This is a genomic window from Flavobacterium sp. 9AF (assembly GCF_902506265.1).
Taxonomy (GTDB): Bacteria; Bacteroidota; Bacteroidia; order Flavobacteriales; family Flavobacteriaceae; genus Flavobacterium.
This window is the reverse complement of sequence record NZ_LR733556.1, coordinates 775,839-796,639: the sequence shown is the minus strand read 5'-3', so window position 1 is coordinate 796,639 and position 20,801 is coordinate 775,839. Positions and strand designations below refer to the sequence as shown.

General features: G+C 29.8%; 24 protein-coding genes. 9 read left to right on the top strand and 15 right to left on the bottom strand.

The features are described from left to right. Positions 1-19: 19 nt before the first annotated feature. Positions 20-1,108 (top strand): endonuclease/exonuclease/phosphatase family protein, encoded by a 1,089-nt coding sequence (locus HALO113_RS03710; protein ID WP_159777740.1) that lies wholly within the window; start codon positions 20-22, stop codon positions 1,106-1,108. A gap of 56 nt (positions 1,109-1,164) precedes the next feature. Here the strand turns inward: HALO113_RS03710 and HALO113_RS03705 are convergent, their stop codons facing one another. The 3 genes from HALO113_RS03705 to HALO113_RS03695 all read right to left on the bottom strand — a co-directional run bounded on the left by HALO113_RS03705 (position 1,165) and on the right by HALO113_RS03695 (position 2,980). Continuing rightward, positions 1,165-1,326 (bottom strand): DUF1328 domain-containing protein, encoded by a 162-nt coding sequence (locus tag HALO113_RS03705; RefSeq protein ID WP_159777739.1) that lies wholly within the window; start codon positions 1,324-1,326, stop codon positions 1,165-1,167. A gap of 211 nt (positions 1,327-1,537) precedes the next feature. Beyond that, positions 1,538-2,302: a TIGR02757 family protein gene (locus HALO113_RS03700; RefSeq protein WP_159777738.1), complete on the bottom strand. Its 765-nt coding sequence runs from the start codon at positions 2,300-2,302 to the stop codon at positions 1,538-1,540. Positions 2,303-2,308: 6 nt separating this feature from the next. Next, on the bottom strand, positions 2,309-2,980 hold the full coding sequence (locus HALO113_RS03695; RefSeq protein ID WP_159777737.1) for an ABC transporter ATP-binding protein: 672 nt from the start codon (positions 2,978-2,980) through the stop codon (positions 2,309-2,311). 249 nt (positions 2,981-3,229) lie between these two features. Here HALO113_RS03695 and msrA point away from each other — a divergent pair, with 249 nt between their 5' ends. Genes msrA through HALO113_RS03680 form a run of 3 tightly spaced genes read left to right on the top strand, consistent with a single transcriptional unit; the run spans position 3,230 to position 4,812 of the window. After that, positions 3,230-3,769: a peptide-methionine (S)-S-oxide reductase MsrA gene (msrA, locus tag HALO113_RS03690; RefSeq protein ID WP_201297627.1), complete on the top strand. Its 540-nt coding sequence runs from the start codon at positions 3,230-3,232 to the stop codon at positions 3,767-3,769. A gap of 8 nt (positions 3,770-3,777) precedes the next feature. After that, positions 3,778-4,452, top strand: a complete 675-nt coding sequence (folE, locus tag HALO113_RS03685; RefSeq protein WP_201297564.1) for a GTP cyclohydrolase I FolE — start codon at positions 3,778-3,780, stop codon at positions 4,450-4,452. A 57-nt stretch (positions 4,453-4,509) separates the two neighbouring features. Further along, positions 4,510-4,812, top strand: coding sequence for a hypothetical protein (locus tag HALO113_RS03680; RefSeq protein WP_159777734.1), 303 nt, complete (start codon positions 4,510-4,512; stop codon positions 4,810-4,812). A 35-nt stretch (positions 4,813-4,847) separates the two neighbouring features. On the opposite strand, the gene HALO113_RS03675 is transcribed toward HALO113_RS03680, so the two are convergent. The 9 genes from HALO113_RS03675 to HALO113_RS03635 form a co-directional block, all read right to left on the bottom strand. Further along, positions 4,848-5,810: an alpha/beta hydrolase gene (locus tag HALO113_RS03675; protein WP_236554698.1), complete on the bottom strand. Its 963-nt coding sequence runs from the start codon at positions 5,808-5,810 to the stop codon at positions 4,848-4,850. A gap of 103 nt (positions 5,811-5,913) precedes the next feature. Further along, positions 5,914-6,324 carry a cupin domain-containing protein gene (locus tag HALO113_RS03670; protein ID WP_159779548.1) on the bottom strand — a complete coding sequence of 137 codons (411 nt, stop codon included), beginning with the start codon at positions 6,322-6,324 and terminating at the stop codon, positions 5,914-5,916. A 162-nt stretch (positions 6,325-6,486) separates the two neighbouring features. After that, positions 6,487-7,353 carry an AraC family transcriptional regulator gene (locus tag HALO113_RS03665; protein ID WP_159777732.1) on the bottom strand — a complete coding sequence of 289 codons (867 nt, stop codon included), beginning with the start codon at positions 7,351-7,353 and terminating at the stop codon, positions 6,487-6,489. Between the two features lie 41 nt (positions 7,354-7,394). Further along, positions 7,395-7,724, bottom strand: a complete 330-nt coding sequence (locus HALO113_RS03660) for a DUF6787 family protein (protein WP_159777731.1) — start codon at positions 7,722-7,724, stop codon at positions 7,395-7,397. 4 nt (positions 7,725-7,728) lie between these two features. Next, a complete protein-coding gene (locus tag HALO113_RS03655) occupies positions 7,729-8,157 on the bottom strand; it encodes a DUF6146 family protein (RefSeq protein ID WP_159777730.1) in 429 nt (142 codons plus the stop codon). Between the two features lie 102 nt (positions 8,158-8,259). Beyond that, positions 8,260-8,889 carry a DUF937 domain-containing protein gene (locus tag HALO113_RS03650; protein WP_159777729.1) on the bottom strand — a complete coding sequence of 210 codons (630 nt, stop codon included), beginning with the start codon at positions 8,887-8,889 and terminating at the stop codon, positions 8,260-8,262. Positions 8,890-8,931: 42 nt separating this feature from the next. After that, entirely contained in the window at positions 8,932-9,888 is a 957-nt protein-coding gene (locus HALO113_RS03645; RefSeq protein ID WP_159777728.1) for a D-2-hydroxyacid dehydrogenase, read from the bottom strand. Between the two features lie 52 nt (positions 9,889-9,940). Then, positions 9,941-11,011: a 3-phosphoserine/phosphohydroxythreonine transaminase gene (serC, locus tag HALO113_RS03640; RefSeq protein ID WP_159777727.1), complete on the bottom strand. Its 1,071-nt coding sequence runs from the start codon at positions 11,009-11,011 to the stop codon at positions 9,941-9,943. 143 nt (positions 11,012-11,154) lie between these two features. Then, positions 11,155-12,213, bottom strand: a complete 1,059-nt coding sequence (locus HALO113_RS03635) for an acyl-CoA reductase (protein ID WP_159777726.1) — start codon at positions 12,211-12,213, stop codon at positions 11,155-11,157. Between the two features lie 121 nt (positions 12,214-12,334). Between HALO113_RS03635 and HALO113_RS03630 the strand changes: the two genes are divergently transcribed. Next, on the top strand, positions 12,335-12,685 hold the full coding sequence (locus tag HALO113_RS03630) for a 4Fe-4S dicluster domain-containing protein (RefSeq protein ID WP_159777725.1): 351 nt from the start codon (positions 12,335-12,337) through the stop codon (positions 12,683-12,685). A gap of 228 nt (positions 12,686-12,913) precedes the next feature. Next, positions 12,914-14,092, top strand: a complete 1,179-nt coding sequence (locus tag HALO113_RS03625) for a hypothetical protein (protein ID WP_159777724.1) — start codon at positions 12,914-12,916, stop codon at positions 14,090-14,092. Positions 14,093-14,149: 57 nt separating this feature from the next. Here HALO113_RS03625 and HALO113_RS03620 read toward each other — a convergent pair whose 3' ends face one another. Continuing rightward, positions 14,150-14,686, bottom strand: coding sequence for a hypothetical protein (locus HALO113_RS03620; RefSeq protein ID WP_159777723.1), 537 nt, complete (start codon positions 14,684-14,686; stop codon positions 14,150-14,152). A 145-nt stretch (positions 14,687-14,831) separates the two neighbouring features. Next, the gene (locus HALO113_RS03615; protein ID WP_159777722.1) at positions 14,832-17,456 is read right to left on the bottom strand and encodes a TonB-dependent receptor; all 2,625 of its coding nucleotides are present in this window, start codon (positions 17,454-17,456) and stop codon (positions 14,832-14,834) included. A gap of 165 nt (positions 17,457-17,621) precedes the next feature. On the opposite strand from HALO113_RS03615, the gene ychF reads away from it, so the two are divergent. The 3 genes from ychF to HALO113_RS03600 all read left to right on the top strand — a co-directional run bounded on the left by ychF (position 17,622) and on the right by HALO113_RS03600 (position 20,164). Then, on the top strand, positions 17,622-18,716 hold the full coding sequence (gene ychF, locus HALO113_RS03610) for a redox-regulated ATPase YchF (RefSeq protein ID WP_159777721.1): 1,095 nt from the start codon (positions 17,622-17,624) through the stop codon (positions 18,714-18,716). Positions 18,717-18,818: 102 nt separating this feature from the next. Continuing rightward, the gene (locus HALO113_RS03605) at positions 18,819-19,484 is read left to right on the top strand and encodes a hypothetical protein (RefSeq protein ID WP_159777720.1); all 666 of its coding nucleotides are present in this window, start codon (positions 18,819-18,821) and stop codon (positions 19,482-19,484) included. Next, the gene (locus tag HALO113_RS03600; RefSeq protein ID WP_159777719.1) at positions 19,481-20,164 is read left to right on the top strand and encodes a TIGR02117 family protein; all 684 of its coding nucleotides are present in this window, start codon (positions 19,481-19,483) and stop codon (positions 20,162-20,164) included. The genes HALO113_RS03605 and HALO113_RS03600 overlap by 4 nt, the downstream gene beginning before the upstream one ends. Before the next feature lie 21 nt (positions 20,165-20,185). On the opposite strand, the gene HALO113_RS03595 is transcribed toward HALO113_RS03600, so the two are convergent. Further along, the gene (locus HALO113_RS03595) at positions 20,186-20,755 is read right to left on the bottom strand and encodes a hypothetical protein (RefSeq protein WP_159777718.1); all 570 of its coding nucleotides are present in this window, start codon (positions 20,753-20,755) and stop codon (positions 20,186-20,188) included. Between the last annotated feature and the right edge of the window lie 46 nt (positions 20,756-20,801).

The following is a 20,801-nucleotide window of genomic DNA, read 5'->3' as shown; positions in this document are numbered from 1 at the left end:
TATGACAAGAAATTAAGTTATGATAATCGAAACCGTTTTTTATGTATTTTCTGGTCTTATTTTATTACTAAATGTATTGCCTTTTGTGTCTAACCAACATTGGTTTTTTAGAGTATGGGATTTTGGCAGGATACAATTACTGTTTATTTTACTTTTTTTATTTGGATTTAGTTTTGTTATCCGTTTCGAAAATATGTCTCTATCTTTAATTTGTAAGGTAGTCTTACTCATTTTTATACTATATAATTGTTTTGTCTTATTGCCTTATACACCTATTTTTCAAAAAGAACGAATAGATAGACAATTAAAATATGATGAAAAAGCGCTAAGTATTATTTCGGTAAATGTTTATCAGTTTAATACATCATATCATAAATTGGTTCATTTAATCCATCATATTAATCCAGATATAATTTTAACAATGGAATCTAATGCTGATTGGGAAAAAAACATGCAAAGTATTGAAAAAGAATATATTTATTCTCATAAAGCAACTTTAGAGAATACTTATGGGATGCATTTTTATTCAAAACTTAAAATTATAGAAGCAGTTACTCATTATTTTGTTGCAGATGATATACCTAGCTTTGAAATTATATTAGAAACGCAAGATGGGAAAAAGTTAACTTTTTTTGGAGTACATCCGCCACCTCCAAGTCCTACGGAAGAAGAAAATTCTAAAGAAAGAGACGGAGAGTTATTATCTGTAGCCAAAAGAGTTAAAAAAAGTAAATTTCCTGTTATCGTATCTGGTGATTTTAACAACGTGGCATGGGCAAAATCGTCTGTCTTATTTAAAAAAATTTCTAATTTAATTGATCCAAGAATAGGAAGAGGTTTTGTTTCGACTTTTCATGCAAAATATAAATTATTGCGTTTTCCAATAGATTTGTTTTTTCATTCGAAGGCAATTTATATTGAAGAGTTTAAAACATTATCTCAAATTGACTCTGATCATTTACCCATGTTTTGTAAATTTAAATTGGCTAATGTTGAAGAAGTAAAAAATAAGGAAACTTTAAATAGTGAAGAAAAGAAAGAAGTGGATAAAATGATTGAAGAGGGTAAAATGCAGGAAGGAAATAGAGATACAATTGCAAAAGAATAAAAAAATCCTGTAAACTTTCTATTATTATTTAATTTAGTTTACAGGATTTTTTTGATTTAAACTCTTCTTCTCCCACTTATTAGAGATAATATAAAAAGTACTATAAAAATAAAAAATAATATTTTTGCAATACTAGCAGCACCAGCTGCAATTCCTCCAAAACCGAATATTCCAGCAACTATTGCTAAAATGATAAATGTGATTGTCCAACGTAACATAATAATAAATTTTTAGTTTGTAAATAGTTTATTTTTTTTATGAGAATATATTTGCTCTCATTTTCTTTTACAAATTTATATCCTATGCTACTAGTCTGGGTTATATTATTTTACAAAAGGTTTATAGTATTGCCATTTATGTATTTCATACAATTAGTAATTCTTTTGTTAAACGTTTGATCTAATTGTTTTTCTATATATTAGTTGCTATTTAAAATTTCTCAAAGACACCCAAGCCAAATAAAGCAAAATCGTATTTTACAGGATCATTAGTGTCTAATTTTCTTAAATTAGTATCTAACTCAAAAAGTGCTTTTGCATCATTTTGTTTTCTAGATAACAAACCCATTTTTCTTGCAACGTTACCCGAATGTACATCTAAAGGGCAAGAGAGGGAAGCGGGAGAAATATTTTTCCAAATTCCCAAATCAACTCCTTTATTATCTTTTCGAATCATCCATCTTAAAAACATGTTGATTCTCTTTGCGGCTGAATTATTTAAAGGATCTGAAATGTGCTTCGTTGTTCTATTATGATGCGGAATCTCAAAAAAAATTTTTTTAAATTCTGAAATACTACTTTGCAGTGAATCTGGTTTAGCATAACTAGAAAAAACAGTTTCTAATCCTTCATGATTAATGTATATGTTTTTTAATGCTTTTATAAATGTAATTGCGTCGATTGAATTAAATGTACGATGAACAAAGCTATCTAAACGGCTTAATTCTTTTTCGGAATGATTCATAACGAAATCATATGGGGCATTACCCAATGCATCCATAAATTTTTTGGCATTATTGATAATCATTTTTCGATTACCCCAAGCTATTGTTGCTGCTAGAAAGCCAGCAATTTCAATATCTTCTTTTAAAGAGTAATTATGAGGAATTTGAATGGGATCAGTTTCAATAAAATTGGGATTATTGTATAAATCTACTTTTTCTTCTAAAAAATCTTTTAAAGTTTCTTTAGTCATTCCATTTTATTCATTAGGGGATTTAATATTTCCATCCACCATTGTTAATTTTCGATCCGCCATATTGGCTAATTCTTCATTGTGAGTAACAATTACAAATGTTTGTCCAAATTCATCTCTTAATTTAAAAAACAATTGATGTAAGTTTTCTGCAGAATGTGTGTCTAAATTTCCTGAAGGTTCATCAGCAAAAATTACAGCAGGTTTGTTTATTAATGCTCTTGCAACTGCTACACGTTGTTGTTCTCCTCCAGATAATTCGTTAGGTTTATGTTGTAATCGATGCGATAATCCTAAATAATCCAACAATTTTGTTGCTTCTATTTCTACTTCTTTTTTGTCTCTTTTAGCAATTAATCCAGGAATACAAACATTTTCTAATGCTGTAAATTCAGGTAATAATTGATGAAATTGGAAAATAAATCCCAAATTTAAATTTCTAAATCGAGATAAATTTTTATCTTTCATATTAGTAACCTCTTCACCATTAATTTCTAAACGTGAATTTAATTCAGATGAGGCTTTATCTAATGTGCCTAGTATTTGTAATAATGTCGTTTTTCCAGCACCTGAAGCACCTACAATAGATACAATTTCTCCTTTTTGAATATGTAAGTTTACACCTTTTAATACATGTAATGTGTTGTAATATTTGTGAATATTAGTGGCTTTAATCATTCAGAAAACTTTTTTACAAAGAAACCAATTTTTTTCTAATTCTAAATTTTATACCCATCACAATTTATTTCATAAATAATAAATATAAGTTAAAATCTAAAATTGTTTAACATATTTAGTATATTTGTTAAACAAAAAAAGAATTACATGAAATATTTAATTTTAGTTAGTTTTTTTATTTTACAAGCTTGCCATTCTCAAGAAGGGAAGTTTAAACCAAAAGAATTTAAAGAACCAATAGCCGTTACTATGAACGAAAATTTAGAAGTTGCCACATTTGCGGGTGGTTGTTTTTGGTGTACAGAAGCCATTTTTTTAGAAGTGAAAGGAGTTCAAAAAGTAACTTCAGGATATATAGGAGGAAAGACAAAAAATCCAACTTACAGTGAAGTGTGTAGTGGTGCGACGGGCCATGCAGAAGCTATTCAAATTACTTTTAATCCCAAAGAAGTTGCGTATCAAGATTTATTAGAAATATTTTTTGGCACACATGATCCTACTACTTTGAATAGGCAAGGAGCTGATTCAGGAACCCAATACAGAAGTGAGGTTTTTTATTACTCTTTGGAACAAAAAGAAAAAGCAGAGCAATACATTCAGTGGCTTACCAAAGAGAAGTTATATAACAATCCAATTGTGACACAAGTAACTGCTGCAAGTGAGTTTTATCCAGCAGAAGAATACCATCAAGATTACTATAACCAAAACTCTTTGCAAGGATATTGTCAAATGGTAATTGCCCCAAAATTGGAGAAATTGAGAAAATATTACAAATCGAAATTGAAATAAGAAAGGGAATGAAAATGAATACGCAACTTGAAAAAGAAATATTTGAGATTATAGGAGATAATCATCAAATGACTTCGGCTGAAGCGCCATTGAGAAAAGATGCTTTTGATAAATCAGACGAAGCGAAAATGGAAGTTATTGAAGAGCATTTTGCTGTAATCATGAAAGAATTAGGTTTAGATCTTACAGACGATAGTTTAAAAGGAACACCGCATCGAGTTGCTAAAATGTTTGTGCAAGAAATATTTTCAGGATTAAATCCTGCTAATAAGCCAAAAATTTCCGTTTTTGATAATTCCTATCATTATGATAAGATGTTAGTAGAAGCTAATATTAGTTTCAATTCTACTTGTGAGCATCATTTTTTACCCATTGTAGGGAAAGCACATGTGGGTTATATATCATCAGGAAAGGTGATTGGGCTATCCAAATTAAATCGAATAGTTGATTATTATGCTAAAAGACCACAGGTTCAGGAACGGATGATTATGCAAATTTTTAATGAATTGAAAACGGTTTTAAACACTGAAGATGTAATTGTGGTTGTTGAAGCAACCCATTTATGTGTGTCGAGTAGAGGTATCAAGGATGAAAGTAGTTTTACTTCAACGTTACAATATGGTGGTGTTTTCAAAGAAAAAGCGTTTCGAGATGATTTTTATAAATTAATTAAGAGAGAATAATTTTTTGGCATTTATTTTGTTATATTTAAATCAACTAATTTTTTAAATATATTTTAAATGGCAGAAGAAGTTCAAGTTATTACTAAATCTAAAGATTCAAGTAAAAATACTAAATTGATTTTGAGTATTTTATTTGATTTGATAGGTATGCTTTCTTATGTAGTCCCTTTGTTTGCAGAAGTTATTGATGTGGTTTGGGCACCTATTTCAGGTTTGCTTTTAATGTATATGTACAAAGGAGTTACAGGAAAAGTAGCAGGTATTATAGGTTTTATTGAAGAAGCTTTTCCTTTTATCGATTTTATACCTACGTTTACAATAACATGGATTTATCAATATGTTATAAAAAAAGAAGAATAAAAAATCCCGAATTATCGGGATTTTTTATTGGAGTTTTAGTGTAAGTTTTCTTTGAAAAAGCTGTCAAGCTTTTCAAAAGGGATTACATCAGTTTTGTCATATAAATCGGTATGCACTTTTCCAGGAATAATTAATAATTCTTTTGGTTCATTGGCTGCTTTAAAAGCATCTTCACTAAAATACTTAGAGTGTGCATTTTCACCCGCAATAATTAACACTGGTCTTGGTGAAATTTCTTTTATATACGTTAAAATAGGCATATTCATAAGAGATAAAGATGATGTTGCAGCCCAAGCAGCATTTGAATTAATAGAACGTTCATGAAAACCTCTTGGTGTTTTGTAATAGTCAAAATATCCTTTTACAAATTCAGGTTCATTACCAGTTAATGTATCTGGTAAACTTCTTGAATAATCATAGAAAGGGGCTCCGTTCTCTGCATCTTTCCAACGTTGTTGACTAAGTTGTTCTAACATTTGGGTTCTTTGTTCCAAAGTCACAGCATCATAATATCCTTTTGAAGTAACTCTAGTCATATCGTACATACTGGTTGTCGCAACTGCTTTAGCACGTTTGTCTACCGCTGTAGCATTTAATGCAAATCCACCAAAACCACAAATTCCAATGATTCCAATTTTATTTCGATCTACATTTTTTTGTAGTCCTAAGAAATCGATAGCTGCACTAAAGTCTTCAGTATTAATATCTGGTGAAGCAATATTTCTTGGCTCGCCACTACTTTCACCAGTATAAGAAGGGTCAAAAGCTAAAACAACAAAGCCACGTTGTGCCATTTGGTTAGCATATAATCCAGACGATTGTTCTTTTACAGCTCCAAAAGGGCCGCTAATTGCTAACGCAGGAAGATTGGTTCCTCCATTTTTAGGTAAGTATAAATCGCCAACTAATTCAATTCCGTAACGATTTTTAAAACTTACTTTTTGACGCGTTACTTTTTCACTAAGTTGAAAAGTATAATGTTCTTCTTTTGTATTCATTTCTTCTATATTTTTATTATTTTCTGTTGTTGTTTTTTGATTACAAGATGTGATAACTGTTACGATGCATGTTAACAACAAGTATAATTTTTTTTTCATAGTATTACTGATTTGCTACATTAAATTCAGAATCTGTTACAGGTTCTAACCAAGTAACTTGTTCGTCATCTTTAAAATTGGTAATTGCTGTATGCGTCATCGAAGTTTTTGCAGAAGCTCCGTGCCAATGTTCTATATTTTCAGGAATATTTATTACATCACCTTTTTTAATAATTTGAGCTTTTTTTCCTTTTTCTTGATACAAACCGCTACCTTCTGTAACTAATAAAACTTGTCCTTTTGGATGCGTATGCCAATGCGTTCTTGCTCCTATTTCAAAAGATACACTACCAATAGAGAATTCATTATTGCTGTCTTTTGCAACTAATGGTGTTATAAAAGCATTTCCAGTGAACCAATCGTTTGGTAATTTTTGTCCCTTTGGATATAGAGAAGTTGAATTCTGATTTTCCATTTTTTTTTGATTTTTTACATTATTACAAGCTATAACAACAACGAGTGTAATTGTTGTTATTAAAAACTTTTTTTTCATTTTACAATTGTATTGATTTACAATGCAAAATTAGGTTAGTGAAGAATAAGTAAATAATAGAAATCAAACGAAATGTTAAGAAATTCAAACAGCTTCTGTTCTGAAGTGAGTGGGGTTGTTTCCTGTTTGTTTTTTAAAGAAGTTATTAAAATAGGTAGGATATTCAAAACCTAAAGCATACGCTATTTCCGAAATATTCCAATCTGTATGTTGTAAAATCGCTTTAGCTTCATTGGTAATACGTTCTGAAATGATAGTTGTTGTAGTTTTACCTGTAACTTCTTTCACAGCTCTGTTTAGTGAGTTAACATGAACCGAAAGTACTTCAGCATAGTCTTTAGCCGTTTTTAATTGCAACGAATTTTCTGGATTTTCAATGGGAAATTGTCTTTCTAAAAGTTCCATAAAAACGCGTGTTAAACGCGAAGCACTACTTTTTTCTTGATTGAAATTTTCAGATGGTTTTAGTTTTAAAGATTCGTGTAAAATCAAATCAATATAATTACGAATCAAATCATCTTTAAACTCATAATCAGATTGTTGCTCTTCTATCATTTTTTCGAAAAGCTTATTTAAAAATTCACGTTGCGCTTCTGAAATTTCTAAAATAGGAGTTCCGCCTAAACTAAACAAAGGAGATTTTTGGAGGTTAATAGAATGCTTTCCAGAAACAAAAAAATCTTCAGAAAATAGGATAGTGTATCCTATGTATTTAGTGGATAAAGTTTCCCAAGAATAAGGAATGTTTGGATTGCCAAAAAACAAAATGGTGTCATTAGCTTCAAAACTTCTGTCAGCATAATGAATTTTACTTTTACCAGTTGTTAAGCATATTTTGTAAAAATCCTTTCTACTGTAGGTTTTTGTTGCGTTGTCGTCCGTTTCAATTTGGAAAACATTAAAACCTTTAAGTTTTAATTCATTATTATAATTTGATACTATTCTTATCATTAATCAAAAATAAGAAATTCAAACATAATAAAATAAGTTTTTTACTTTTTTTCGAAAATCTGATCGAAAAAATCGGCTATAAATTTAAGTCTCATTTTGTAAAGCATTTTCTTTTCAAATTCCCAAAAGAAGTGAAATTGGCCAAAAATCCATCCAATTAAAACTAAAAGGACTTGGTATAAAGGGAAAATTAGAATTAGGCGTAAAGGCCAATATAGCCATATAGACATGGAATCTTTTGTAATTCCTAAATAATTAGTTATAGGTTTTGAAATATATGCTGCTGTTGAGCCTGTTATGGCAAATACAATAAAAATGATTATCAGTTGCCAATTGGAGTTTATATTCCACCGTTGTTTTAGTTTGTTCATTAGTTTAAATTCGAGCTAAAAAGCCACCCAGTTTTTGATTGTTTTTCAATTGAAAATAGACAAGATAATTGTATATGAGATAATTTACTTCGTAGCCATAATCTATAGAATTGTCATAATCTATTTGCATTTCATATAAATTTGGATTGTATTGCAACGGCATCATGGCTCTTCTGTTCCATTCTAAAATCCAAACCCTATTTCTTGCTTCTAAGTAATTTTGCGAATAATAATTCCTAGGTCTAGCACTTGTGTTAAACCAAGAGGTAAAACCAGCATCAATGATTATGACTTCATATTCAACTTCTTTATTAGCAATGCGAAGTGTATCACTTACTAATTTTGGTTTTTCATAATCAACAATATTTTTTGAGGAATTGCAGGCTGCTGAAATTCCTATAATTAATGATAATATAATTAGATATTGTTTCAAGGTTGAGGCTTTAAAGTATTTATTTAGCTCTGATTTTTATTGACATAAAGATAAAAAAAAGCACCGACTTTGTCGATGCTTTTAACATATTATGGTTTTATTTTATTTTTTTCCAAAGAGACTACCTAATAAGCCTCCTAAACCACCTTTTTTCTTAGTAACAGCAGTTATTGCATCATTAACATCTACTTTTCCATCATTATTTTGATCTAAAACGGAATTTAAAATGCTTCCTCCAATAGAACCTCCATCAGATGATCCACCTAAAAGACCACCTAAAATACTTCCTAAACCTGCTCCATCTGAAACACCTTTAGATTTAGTTTGTTTTCCTAAATAGCCCATAATAATGGGAGCAAGCATAGGTAGGATTTTTGATATTATACTACTTGAAACTCCAGTTTTTTCACTAATTCCGTTTTCAACTGAACCTAGTTTGTCACCTAATAAATGTCCTAAAATTTTTGAACCGTCAGCAAAATCACCACCATTAATAAAACCACTTAGATTATCTAAGATACTACCGTCGTGCTTTCCACCTGTTACTGCATTTATTAGTCCTTCTGCTCCATTTCCAGAAAGAAGATTTCCTTGCATAGCTCCTAATAAAGCTGGTAAACTAGAAGAAACTACTTCTGTTGCTTGAGTAGAATTTATCCCTGTTTTATCACTAACATTGCTAATGATTTGCTTACCTAAATCACTGTTTAATAAATCTAAAATTCCTGACATAATTACTTGTTTTTAAGTTGGATGTTAAAGTTAGGGAATTTTTTAATTGTTTTTTAACAAACTTATAATTTGATCAGCTAATTCTGTTCCAATCCTATCTTGTGCCTCAAGAGTAGCTGCACCAATATGGGGAGTTAATGAAATTTTAGGATGCATTAAAACTTTCATCGCTGGAGTGGGTTCATCTTCGAATACATCTAGTCCTGCAAATAAAACTTTTTCTTCGTCTAATGCTTCAACTAAAGCTACTTCATCAATAACACCACCACGAGCGGCATTTACAATTCCTACATCTTCTTTCATTAATTTAAATTCTTCTCTACCAATTACATATCCATCTTGTGCAGGAACATGTAAAGTAATAAAGTCGGAGTGTTTTAGAAGTTCTTCCATTGGCTCTGTTTTGATGTCCACGTTGATAAATTGGCCATTATAGAAATCCACACGAATGACAGCTTCACCTACATATTTATCAGATGCAATTACTTTCATGCCTAAACCTAAAGCCATTTTTGCAACTGCTTGTCCAATTCTCCCAAATCCAATAATACCAAGAGTTTTTCCTTTTAATTCGATACCATTAGCATAAGCTTTTTTTAATCCATCGAAATTTGTATCTCCTTCTAAAGGCATATTTCTATTAGAATCGTGTAAGAATCGAACTCCTGTGAATAAATGAGCAAAAACTAATTCAGCTACACTTTCACTAGAAGAAGCGGGAGTGTTTATTACATGAATTCCTTGCTTTCTTGCATAGTCAACATCAATGTTATCCATTCCTACTCCTCCACGACCAATTATTTTTAATCCAGGACAAGAGTCAATAATGTCTTGTCTTACTTTTGTAGCACTACGTACTAAAATTACTTTAACATCATGTGTGTTGATAAAAGAAGCTACTTGTTCTTGAGCTACTTTTGTGGTAATTACTTCAAATCCTGCTTTTTCTAAAACTTTAATGCCTGCTTTAGAAATACCATCGTTCGCTAATACTTTCATTGTTTTTTATTTAAAATAAGATTTTTCTAACGTTAAATCTTGTATAATTTTCTTAACTATTTTTTTCTAATTCCTTCATTACATCCACTAGAACCTGTACACTTTCTATAGGTAAAGCATTGTACATAGAAGCTCTATATCCTCCTACAGATCGGTGGCCATTAATGCCAGAAATACCTGCTTTCTTCCACAAACTATCAAATTGTTCCTGAAGAGCATCGTTCTCAAGTAAGAATGTTGCATTCATATGGCTTCTATCTTCTATAGCAGCTGTCCCTTTAAATAAAGGATTACGGTCAATCTCTGTGTAAAGTAAATTGGCTTTTGCATTATTTATTTTTTCAATAGCATTAATTCCTCCTAAGTTTTTTAACCATTGTAAGGTAAGTAAAGAGGTGTACACTGCAAAAACAGCCGGAGTATTATACATACTCTCTTTTGAGATGTGCTGCTCATAATTTAAGATATTTGGTATAGCTCTTCCTGTTTTACCTAGAATTTCTTCTTTAACAACTACTAATGTAGTGCCTGCTGGTCCCATGTTTTTTTGAGCGCCTGCATAAATTAAATCAAATTTTGAGAAATCAAGATTTCTTGAAAAAATATCAGAACTCATATCACAAACTACTGGAATATTGGTAGTTGGAAATGCCTTCATTTGTGTTCCAAATATAGTATTGTTTGATGTACAGTGAAAATAATCTGCATCAGATGGGATAGTGTAGTTTTTAGGAATATGATTGTAATTACTCTCTTTTGATGATGCAACTACTACGGTTTCTCCAAAAGGTTTTGCTTCTTTGATAGCACCACTTGCCCAAGTTCCTGTATCTAAATAGGCTGCTTTTCCATTTACCTTCATTAAGTTATAAGGAACCATTAAAAATTCTAAACTAGCTCCGCCTTGTAAAAACAAAGCTTGATAACCTTTACCTTCTAAGTTTAATAATTCTAGTACTAAAGCTCTTGCTTCTTCCATTACAGCTACAAAATCTTTACTTCTGTGAGAAATTTCTAATATGGATAATCCACTATCGTTAAAGTTTAATATTGATTTTGAAGCTTTTTCAAATACTTCTTGAGGTAGAATACAAGGACCAGCGCTGTAATTGTGTTTTTTCATTTGTTATAATTTTATTTCAAAATAAATTTGAAAAGAGTTGTGATTTTATAGTGTTAGCAAATTTCGCAAATACGCTTTATAATTATAATTCTTTTTGTTGTTAATTATTCAATGTTATTAACAATAACGTTGTAGTAAATGCATTATAATGATATTAAAAATTCAATAGTATCAATATTATCGGCATAATCCCAAAGATTTGGTTTTTGTGTTTGGCCAAATTTTATACTGTTCTTAATATGATTTTTACTAACAATGCATTGAATTCTATCAACGTCATTTTGGAGTTTTTGAATTACCTCATTTTTATTTTCATAATATTCATAAAATACAGAAGATATTGGAGATGCATAATTTTCATCTTCTTTTAAAGTCAAAAAGCCATTGTCTAGTAATTTGTAATTACTCATTAAATAAACTGCTTTGTTATAATCATAATTATTAGCATATTTATCGTATTTAATGATTTCTTGGTAATTGAACATAGCATTGAAGAAAGCATCAAAATTGTAGTCTTTTGGAACAAAAATTTTGGAAACATTTCGACATCCTAATCCAAAATACCTAAAAATATCTTCTCCTAAGTTAACTAATTCTTCTTGAGTTTCGTCTCCTGTTAAAATAGCAACCGAATTTCTGTTTTTTCTAATAATATTAGGTTTGTCCTTAAAGTAAAATTCGAAATAACGAGCTGTATTATTGCTACCTGTGGCTATAACGGCATCAAAGTTCTCTAATTTGCCTTCTACAAAAATTATTTTTTCTTGAAATCGATTATCTAAACTGGTGAGATATTTTGCTAAAAACTGAATTAAATACTGATCGCTAGACGATGTTTTTACAATAACATTATGTCCTGTAATTAATACACTTAATAAATCATGAAACCCAACTAATGGAATATTACCAGCTAAAATTAATCCGATATTTTTTGTTGTAACTGAAGAAAAATCATAAGATGAGATCCAATGATCTAGGTTTTTTTTAGTAAGCGCATTGGCCCATGAAGCTATTGAAAAGCAAACATTGTCTTTTGTAAACCAACCGTTATGTGATTGTGATAATCCAATTAGCTGAATGAAATCATCATGAAATAGAGCATTGTTTTTTACGGTTTCATTTTTTACATATTCATCATGAGTAAACTGATCTAGAAAATGACCTAATTCTATAAAACATTCTTTTATTTCATTTTGTAACATTAGTTTTTTGCTTTTAATTGTTTACATTGTATTTTTGCACAAAAATAATGATTTAGTTAGACTATTTAATTAGATTTTAAAAACTTCTATAGACAATTTTCTAACTTTTAATTTTATAAATATGGCAATAAAAATAACCGACGAATGTATTAATTGTGGTGCTTGTGAACCTGAATGCCCTAATACAGCTATATATGAAGGAGCAGATGATTGGAGATATAAAGATGGTACAAAACTATCTGGAAAAATAATTTTACCTGATGGTAGCGAAGTAGATGCAGATGCAGCTCAGATTCCATTATCTGACGATGTGTATTATATTGTGCCAAGTAAATGTACTGAATGTAAAGGATTTCATGAAGAACCTCAATGCGCAGCAGTATGTCCTGTAGATTGTTGTGTTCCTGATGAAGATTATGTGGAATCGGAAGAAACCTTGTTAAATAGGCAATCTTTTCTACATAATGAATAAAAGAAGCTCCTCTTATGAGGAGTTTTTTTTAAAAATTAATTGTAGGGTTTTTCTCAGTTGTTTTGTTATATTATAAAGCGTTATTAAAATTGAAGAAAATTTAAATAATAATATAGTTAAATAAAACGTTTAACTTTTGTGCGCTAAATGTCGCTAATTGTTGTTTTTAGATTTAAAAAGCTTGCTTTTATTTAAATATTCCTATTTTTGTTAAAATTGTTATTGCCGATGAGAAGAATTTATTTTCTTTTTTTAGTTATATGCTGTTTAAAAACCTTTTCTCAAGAGAATGAACTTACAATACTTTTTAAGGATATTGAGAGTCAACTTCCTGTAGATGAGGTTACGCTTACAGTACTTCGTACTAAAGAGAGTTTTATTTCCAATGCTGATGGAATGGTTAAGATAAACTTGAAAAGGCCTTCTTATCTAGAGGTTAGTCATTCTTCTTATAAAAAATTCATTGTAAAATCGATTACATTAAAGGAGGAAGAAAATGTTATTTATTTGGAAAGTACAGTAAATAAACTTCCTGAAATTATTTTAACAAAAGATCATCCACAAGATATTTTAAAAGGTTTAGTAGAGAATTCTAAGAATAGGTTGTCAGTTCCTGCAAACTTGAGAGTATATATTAGAGAGTTTTTCAAGAAAAATGAAGCAAACATTTTATATAATGATGGATTAGTTAATTTTCAAATTTTAAAGGATAAATCCTCTATAAAAACTGATATACTAGTGGAACAAAATAGAGTTTTGGGAATATTAAATGAAAAAACAGATAAAGATATTTATGGATATAATTTAAATAACTTAATGGAAAATTATTATCAGTTTAAATATCTTGATGAAATATTAGATAATAAATTTAAAAAGAAATTCGATTTTCAAATTAAATCATATCCAGAAAATGAAGATTATTATCAATTGATTGTAAAGCCTTTGGATGAAGAAAAAGGATATTTGTTCGATTTTATTATATTGTATGATTACAATAAAAGAATAATTATAGAAATAGAGAGTTTTATACAACCTAATAGAGCAGAACAAAATGCAGATTATGCTATTTCGGGTAAAAAAAATGTCTTTAAGTCTGCTTTTAAAATGACTTATAGAGTAAAAGGCAATGAAGAATATTATTTAGTGTATGCAAAAGAAGAAATAGGTTTTTTGGCTAAACAAAATAAAGAAATGATAAAAACAGAAGTTAGAAATTATTTTGTTACCAATAAGTTTACAAAACGTCTTTTTACTTATGATGTAAAAGAAATTTTTAAAGACAAAACCTTACTAAACAGAAACAACACTATACTGACTGATTTTTGGGATATAGATTCTGGTTTAGTGTTAACCCAAGAAGAACAAGATTTTATTGATAGTTTAACTGAAGATAATGAAGAACAATAAAAAAGCTAACTTTAATAGAAGTTAGCTTTTTTATTGCTGTATTTTAGAACAAATAGATTATCTTTCTACAACATACTTTTCCATAGTGATTTTGTCTTTTTTATAATCAAAAGTTTCTAAAACTAGATTTCCTTCATTGTCAAAATAGCCAAATGAGACTTTATCTTTACTTCTGAAAATATAATTGCTATTTGAAGTTTTTCTTAAAACACCTGTCTCTTTGTTTGAATTGTTTAGCAAAGAATAACCATTTCCTTTTTGAACAATTTGATATTTGTGACCATTAGAATTATAGTAAGCAGATCGGTCAACATCAATAAATTTAGTTTCTCCATCTACATTTAGTTTTGTAGTGGTTGTAACATTTACTTTTGCTTCTTCTTTCATTGGAATGTTTATTCCTTTTTGTTCAGACATTTCAAGTTCAACATTTTGAACTTCTTTTGTTTCTACCGTTTTAACAATTTTCTTTTCTCCTTTAGAATCTTTAATAGTTGTCGTAACAATTTCTGTTTCTTTTTGTACATTTTTATTTTGAGCCGATATAGATAATGTGGCTAATAAAAATACCGATGTTAATAATACATTTTTCATGATTTTTATTTTTTAAAAGTTATAGTACAAATGTATTATCAATAGTGTGCAAACTTGTTACAACATTTTTAGAGCTTATTATATAATTTTTAGTTTATGTAATTTGATGTTAAAAGAAATGGCTGTCTTTTGACAGCCATTTCTTTTAAAAATCGAAACCTAATCTTGCATAATAATAAGCTCCATTAAATCCCATTTGAACCGAATCCCAATAACCTCCTGCTTCTGTGTCACCAATTTCATCTTGCTTGTCAGGATAAATATTTAATAAGTTATTGCTTCCTACAGATAGCTTTAAGTTTTTGGAAAATTGGTAACCCAAAGTAATATCTGTTACAATTTTAGCATCATATACGTCATCTGCTTCAGAATAATCTACTAATACTACCTTGCTAAATCGAGTAAAATTTAACCCTCCATCAAATTTATTTCTTTTATAATTTAGGTTTAAACCAAATTTACTAGATGGTGCTGAAGCCAATAGAAAAGCTTTTTCTCTTTTACCAAAAAATGTTCCTTCATCTAAAGTACCATTGTGAACTTTGTCAATTTTCATGTCATTGATATTTCCAACAAGAGTTGCGGCAAATGAAGAATGGTCTATGTTTTTTTTCCATGCAATAACTACATCTAAACCATTTGTTTTTGTATTTACACCATTGGCAAAAAATTGCGCTTCAGAAACCCCTATGTTTAATGCAGAAGCATCAAAGTATCCCGTTAAAATGATACGATCTTTTACTTTTATGAAATAACCATCCAGAGTTGTTGTGAAATCTCCGAATGAAGCAGTTATTCCAATGGAGCTGTTTACAGCCTTTTCTTGATTTAATTTTTCTATACCAAACGCTCTTGTAACTGGACTATTGTTAGGAGATAATAGTACTTCAGTTGCACCAGACGAATTAAAATTGGTAAATCTTAAATTATAGTAAATTTGTGCTAAAGAAGGTGCTCTAAAACCTGAGCTTATTGAGCCTCTTAAATTTATTTTATCTGTAATTTTTATGCGTGTGGCTAATTTGCCATTGGTTGTTGAACCAAAATCACTGTAATTCTCAAAACGCAATGCACCACTTACTAACAAAGAATTTGTAATATCTAGTTCTGTATCAGTATATAATGAAATATTGCTTCTGTTTTTTGTTAATTCATTGGCTAAACTATATCCTGGAAAACCTTGCGAGCCACCGGGTCTCGGATTGCCAGATATTGGGTCAACGGGAATCGTTTGATTGGCTGGATCGGTTACAACTTGCCCATTTATATCATAAGTTGCATAGGAAGCTTCTTCACCAGCAAAAATGCTAAATTGTTCTGTTCTGTATTCGGCTCCAAAGGCAAAATTTAATCCTTCTAATATTGTGTTGAAATTCTTTGAAAAATCAAAATTCATGGTGTTTTGACTTAGACTATGACCACCAGCATCAAATTCGGTAGGAGAAGCTTCTTCTAAAGATGCATTTAGAGTCCCTTTTATAGTATAATGAAAAAGATTTTTACCAAAAGTATTACTGATGTCAATATTCCAGCCATTATCTGTTTTTGTTCTAATTCCAGTTGCAATAGATGAATCAAATATAACTGAAGTAATTCTTGGGGTATATCCACCAGGATAAATGCTTTCTACCACTCTTTCTCCATCATTTCTAGTGAAAGCATAAGCATCTGTATTTCTATAATTTCTCCCTCCAAAAATGTATAATTCTGTTTTAGCTGATAATTTAGTGCCTATGTTCCCGAAAAAATTAAATCCATTAATTTCTGCTTCCCCAAAACCTTTTCTAAAATCATAGCCAGGACGCAGAGTTTTGTTTTTGTTTAAATATTCTAAAGTAAAATTAGCAAAACCATCTTCGCCAAGTTTAACCCCATAATTTGTAGCAATTTTTAAGGAACCGCCATCAAATTTTTGATTTTTACCATAAGAATTCCCATTTCCATTTTGATCTAATCGATAGCCATCTGTATTTGGGGTGCCTTCTAAAAAATCACCTTTAGCATTTGTGTTGTATGCACCATATGTAATGTTTCCAGAAATACCTTCATTATTGTCTTTTAAAACAATATTAATAACACCTGCAATGGCATCTGAGCCATATTGGGCAGAAGCACCATCTCTTAAAATCTCTATCCTTTTGATTGTGTTTACAGGGATGGCATTCAAATCTGTACCTGTGTTTCCTCTACCTCGTGTTCCAAATAGATTAATTAAAGAGGATTGATGTCTTCTTTTACCATTAATTAATACTAATGTTTGGTCTGGGCCTAAACCTCTTAAGGTAGCAGGATCCACATGATCAGCTCCATCTGAGCCCGATTGTTTATTGGCATTAAAAGAGGGTGCAACATATTGTAGTAATTGATTGATTTCTATTTTTCCACTCTGAGTAGTTACTTCTTTAATGTCTATGACATCAATTGCTACAGCCGATTCTGTAATTGTTCTTTTTGGACTTCTAGAACCTACAATCTGAACTTCTTGGAGTTGTTGCCCTTCCATTAACGTTACATTAATTACGTTAGTTTCTGTCGTTCTTTCAGTAGATTTGAAACCAATGTAACTAAAAATGAGTAAAGCATTTTCGTTTACAGTAATTTTGTACTTTCCATTAAAATCGGTAACAACTCCATTTGAGGTGTTTTTTTCAATTACATTCACACCAATAATAGGCTCTCCTAATTCATCTATTACAGTTCCTGTGATTTCTTTTTGAGAAAAAAGCAATTGAAATCCTGTAAACATTAGTAATAATGTTAGTTTTTTCATAAAAATCTGTTTGTTTGTTAGTAATTGTAAATATAGGTTAAAAATAATATAATTTTAACTTGTAATTCATATAATAAATCACTAAAATAACTGCAAGGTTGAGACTTTGTAACTTTTAAAGTATATTTGCAAACTTTAAAATGAATTAGTTATAAAAAATATACTATGAAAGCAGGAATTGTAGGCTTACCAAATGTTGGGAAATCCACGTTATTTAATTGTTTGTCAAATGCTAAAGCACAAAGTGCAAACTTCCCATTTTGTACTATTGAACCAAATATTGGTGTAGTAAATGTACCTGATCCGAGAATTGTTCGTTTAGAAGAATTAGTGAAACCAGAGCGTGTACAAATGGCAACTGTGGATATTGTAGATATTGCTGGTTTAGTAAAAGGAGCAAGTAAAGGAGAAGGATTAGGCAATCAATTCTTAGGAAATATTAGAGAATGTAATGCGATTATTCATGTATTGCGTTGTTTTGATAATGATAATATTGTGCATGTAGACGGAAATGTAAATCCTATTCGTGATAAAGAAACAATTGATATTGAATTACAATTAAAAGATTTAGAGACGGTTGAAAAAAGATTAGAAAAAACCAATCGTGCTGCAAAAACCGGTAATAAAGAAGCACAAGCTGAAAAAGCTTTATTGGATCGTATTAGAGAAACCTTATTGCAAGGTAAATCGGCTCGAACTGTAGTAGCACAAAATCAAGATGAAGCAGAACTAATGGAGGAATTTCAGTTGATTACTTTAAAACCTGTTTTATACGTATGTAATGTGGATGAAGCTTCTGCTGTATCTGGAAACAAATATGTGGAGCAAGTTAGAGAATTAGTAAAAGATGAAAATGCTGAGGTAATTGTACTTTCTGTAGGTGCTGAAGCCGATATTACTGAATTAGAAAGTTATGAAGAACGTCAAATGTTCTTGCAAGATATGGGATTAACTGAACCTGGTTCGGCAGTTTTAATTCGTGCCGCTTATAAATTATTAAATCTACAAACCTATTTTACAGCAGGTGTGAAAGAGGTAAGAGCTTGGACTATAAAAGTAGGAGACACAGCTCCTAAAGCAGCTGGAGTTATTCATACCGACTTTGAAAAAGGTTTTATTAGAGCTGAGGTAATATCATTTGATGATTATTCTAATTACGGTTCGGAAGCAAAAGTAAAAGAAGCTGGAAAATTAAGAGTAGAAGGGAAAGAATACATCGTGAAAGATGGTGATGTTATGCATTTTAGGTTTAATGTGTAATTACAGAAGGGAAAAGATAAATGTAATATAAAATAGATGAAACCGTGAAAGAAATTTTACGGTTTTTTTATTTACTTTTGATTAAGAAATTTAACCCATTTTATGAGAAAATATATAGTTTTACTTTTATTAATTGCGTCTTGTAAAGAGTCTGCTGCTGAACTTGAATTAGCTGGAAATACTTTTTATTTTCAAAAAACTCAACCAATAAACGATTCTGAATTAAAATCTTTTCCTAATAAATTTCTAGGATTATATATGAATGCTGATTCTACCTATTTAAATTTTAAGAAAGATTTAATTTGTAGTGAATATATATGGAGAAATAAAATTCCAAATACCGATTTAGATTCTCTAAAAATGGAATATGACTTGACAGTTGATAAAATAATAGCAAAAGATGGTAGTTTTGAATTTTCATATAGAAAATTAAGAGATTCTATTGAAATTTTTAATAAAAAAATAGATACTATATTTAGATTTTCGAGTTCTCAAAAAGCAAAGCAAATAAATGGGAATTTAGTTGTCAGCAATAAAGATTCGATTTATTGGACAGTTAAATTATTCACTTTTGATAAAGATAGACTAACTGTAAAACAATTGTATTCAGATGTTGATTTAAAGAAAATGGATTCTATTACTAAAGTAAAATCTAAAATGTTAGACTCTAGTATTTACATAATTAGTCCTTCAAGATCAGAATTTAAGCAGCTTTTTAAAGTAAAGAATTTTGGTTATAATACAAATTATAAAAGAGTAAAAGAATGAAAACATTAAAAAAAATTTTCAAAATTCTGCTAAAAACTATTTTAGGGTTTATAGCTTTTTTATTGGTTTATAGTGTAGTTATTTTCTTTACTTCTATCATTTCGGTTAATGACAATAATTTAGAAACCCAAAAAAAGGTTCCAGTTTATATTCTTTCTAATGGCGTGCACACCGATATTGTTTTGCCTTTGAAAAACGAAATTAAAGATTGGTCCACATCTATTTCTTATTTACATACCAAAGCACAAGATAGTACGAGAAACTTATTAGCTTTCGGTTGGGGAGATAAAGGTTTTTATTTAGACACACCTACTTGGGCCGATTTAAAAACGTCAACAGCTATAAAAGCCGTAACAGGAATGAGTTCCTCTGCAATGCATCTTACGTTTTATAAAGAGTTAAAGGAAAATGAAAACTGTAAAAAAATATTTATTAGTGAAAATGATTATCAACAATTAATTGCCTATATTGAAAATAGTTTCGCCTTAGATGCTGGTCAAAAAATACAACGCATAGGAACACATTCATACGGTAAACATGATGTTTTTTACGAAGCCAAAGGAAGTTACAATTTGTTTTACACTTGTAATACTTGGGCCAATCAAGCATTAAAATCAGGTAATCAAAAAGCAGCACTTTGGACGGTTTTAGATAAAGGTATCTTCTATCATTATGAATAATCTAGTTTCTGTACTTTTATTTTAGCACCTATCAATTTCAAATTTGACCATACCCTTTTCTGATTTTATAATAACAGGGATTTTTTCTAAAGTACATCGTGGTTCAATAGTAAATTGAATAAAACCTCTTACTATAAAATCTACTGTAGTGTTTACTTCTAACTGTTGTTTATAATAGGTGTTTACACGAATCCAATCGGATAAACTAGGATCCTTTGACTCTGAATTATTTTCTTGAATTAGAAGAGGTGTTTCTATAAGATTGTTTTTTAGTGTAAAGGATGGAGTTTCATCTACAGAAAAAGTAAATTTACCCTTAAAATCTTTTTTAGTATTGGAAGAAGCATAATACGCATTATTGTAAAGTAGCATTTGAATTTCTAAATCATAAATTGCATCACTTTTTTGATGAATGTCTAATTTCACTTCATATGGATTTGAAGTTGGTTTTGGACCCAAATTAAATACCGAATCTTTTTGAGATTTTACTTCTTTACTAGGAACTGTTACTAAAGCTACTTCTGTTTTGGTTTCATTTGTTTTACAGCTCAACAATACCAATAAGAAGCAGCAAGATAATAATGTTTTCATTTTTTTTATTTTTTAAGAGTGATTAAAAAGGAATCAATCAAATTTG

What these genes read in the sequence shown, in the direction of transcription:
- HALO113_RS03710 (WP_159777740.1), top strand. Translation starts at nt 20, where the DNA reads ATGATAATCGAAACCGTTTTTTATGTATTTTCTGGTCTTATTTTATTA.
- HALO113_RS03705 (WP_159777739.1), bottom strand. Translation starts at nt 1,326, where the DNA reads ATGTTACGTTGGACAATCACATTTATCATTTTAGCAATAGTTGCTGGA.
- HALO113_RS03700 (WP_159777738.1), bottom strand. Translation starts at nt 2,302, where the DNA reads ATGACTAAAGAAACTTTAAAAGATTTTTTAGAAGAAAAAGTAGATTTA.
- HALO113_RS03695 (WP_159777737.1), bottom strand. Translation starts at nt 2,980, where the DNA reads ATGATTAAAGCCACTAATATTCACAAATATTACAACACATTACATGTA.
- msrA (WP_201297627.1), top strand. Translation starts at nt 3,230, where the DNA reads ATGAACGAAAATTTAGAAGTTGCCACATTTGCGGGTGGTTGTTTTTGG.
- folE (WP_201297564.1), top strand. Translation starts at nt 3,778, where the DNA reads ATGAAAATGAATACGCAACTTGAAAAAGAAATATTTGAGATTATAGGA.
- HALO113_RS03680 (WP_159777734.1), top strand. Translation starts at nt 4,510, where the DNA reads ATGGCAGAAGAAGTTCAAGTTATTACTAAATCTAAAGATTCAAGTAAA.
- HALO113_RS03675 (WP_236554698.1), bottom strand. Translation starts at nt 5,810, where the DNA reads ATGAATACAAAAGAAGAACATTATACTTTTCAACTTAGTGAAAAAGTA.
- HALO113_RS03670 (WP_159779548.1), bottom strand. Translation starts at nt 6,324, where the DNA reads ATGGAAAATCAGAATTCAACTTCTCTATATCCAAAGGGACAAAAATTA.
- HALO113_RS03665 (WP_159777732.1), bottom strand. Translation starts at nt 7,353, where the DNA reads ATGATAAGAATAGTATCAAATTATAATAATGAATTAAAACTTAAAGGT.
- HALO113_RS03660 (WP_159777731.1), bottom strand. Translation starts at nt 7,724, where the DNA reads ATGAACAAACTAAAACAACGGTGGAATATAAACTCCAATTGGCAACTG.
- HALO113_RS03650 (WP_159777729.1), bottom strand. Translation starts at nt 8,889, where the DNA reads ATGTCAGGAATTTTAGATTTATTAAACAGTGATTTAGGTAAGCAAATC.
- HALO113_RS03645 (WP_159777728.1), bottom strand. Translation starts at nt 9,888, where the DNA reads ATGAAAGTATTAGCGAACGATGGTATTTCTAAAGCAGGCATTAAAGTT.
- serC (WP_159777727.1), bottom strand. Translation starts at nt 11,011, where the DNA reads ATGAAAAAACACAATTACAGCGCTGGTCCTTGTATTCTACCTCAAGAA.
- HALO113_RS03635 (WP_159777726.1), bottom strand. Translation starts at nt 12,213, where the DNA reads ATGTTACAAAATGAAATAAAAGAATGTTTTATAGAATTAGGTCATTTT.
- HALO113_RS03630 (WP_159777725.1), top strand. Translation starts at nt 12,335, where the DNA reads ATGGCAATAAAAATAACCGACGAATGTATTAATTGTGGTGCTTGTGAA.
- HALO113_RS03625 (WP_159777724.1), top strand. Translation starts at nt 12,914, where the DNA reads ATGAGAAGAATTTATTTTCTTTTTTTAGTTATATGCTGTTTAAAAACC.
- HALO113_RS03620 (WP_159777723.1), bottom strand. Translation starts at nt 14,686, where the DNA reads ATGAAAAATGTATTATTAACATCGGTATTTTTATTAGCCACATTATCT.
- HALO113_RS03615 (WP_159777722.1), bottom strand. Translation starts at nt 17,456, where the DNA reads ATGAAAAAACTAACATTATTACTAATGTTTACAGGATTTCAATTGCTT.
- ychF (WP_159777721.1), top strand. Translation starts at nt 17,622, where the DNA reads ATGAAAGCAGGAATTGTAGGCTTACCAAATGTTGGGAAATCCACGTTA.
- HALO113_RS03605 (WP_159777720.1), top strand. Translation starts at nt 18,819, where the DNA reads ATGAGAAAATATATAGTTTTACTTTTATTAATTGCGTCTTGTAAAGAG.
- HALO113_RS03600 (WP_159777719.1), top strand. Translation starts at nt 19,481, where the DNA reads ATGAAAACATTAAAAAAAATTTTCAAAATTCTGCTAAAAACTATTTTA.
- HALO113_RS03595 (WP_159777718.1), bottom strand. Translation starts at nt 20,755, where the DNA reads ATGAAAACATTATTATCTTGCTGCTTCTTATTGGTATTGTTGAGCTGT.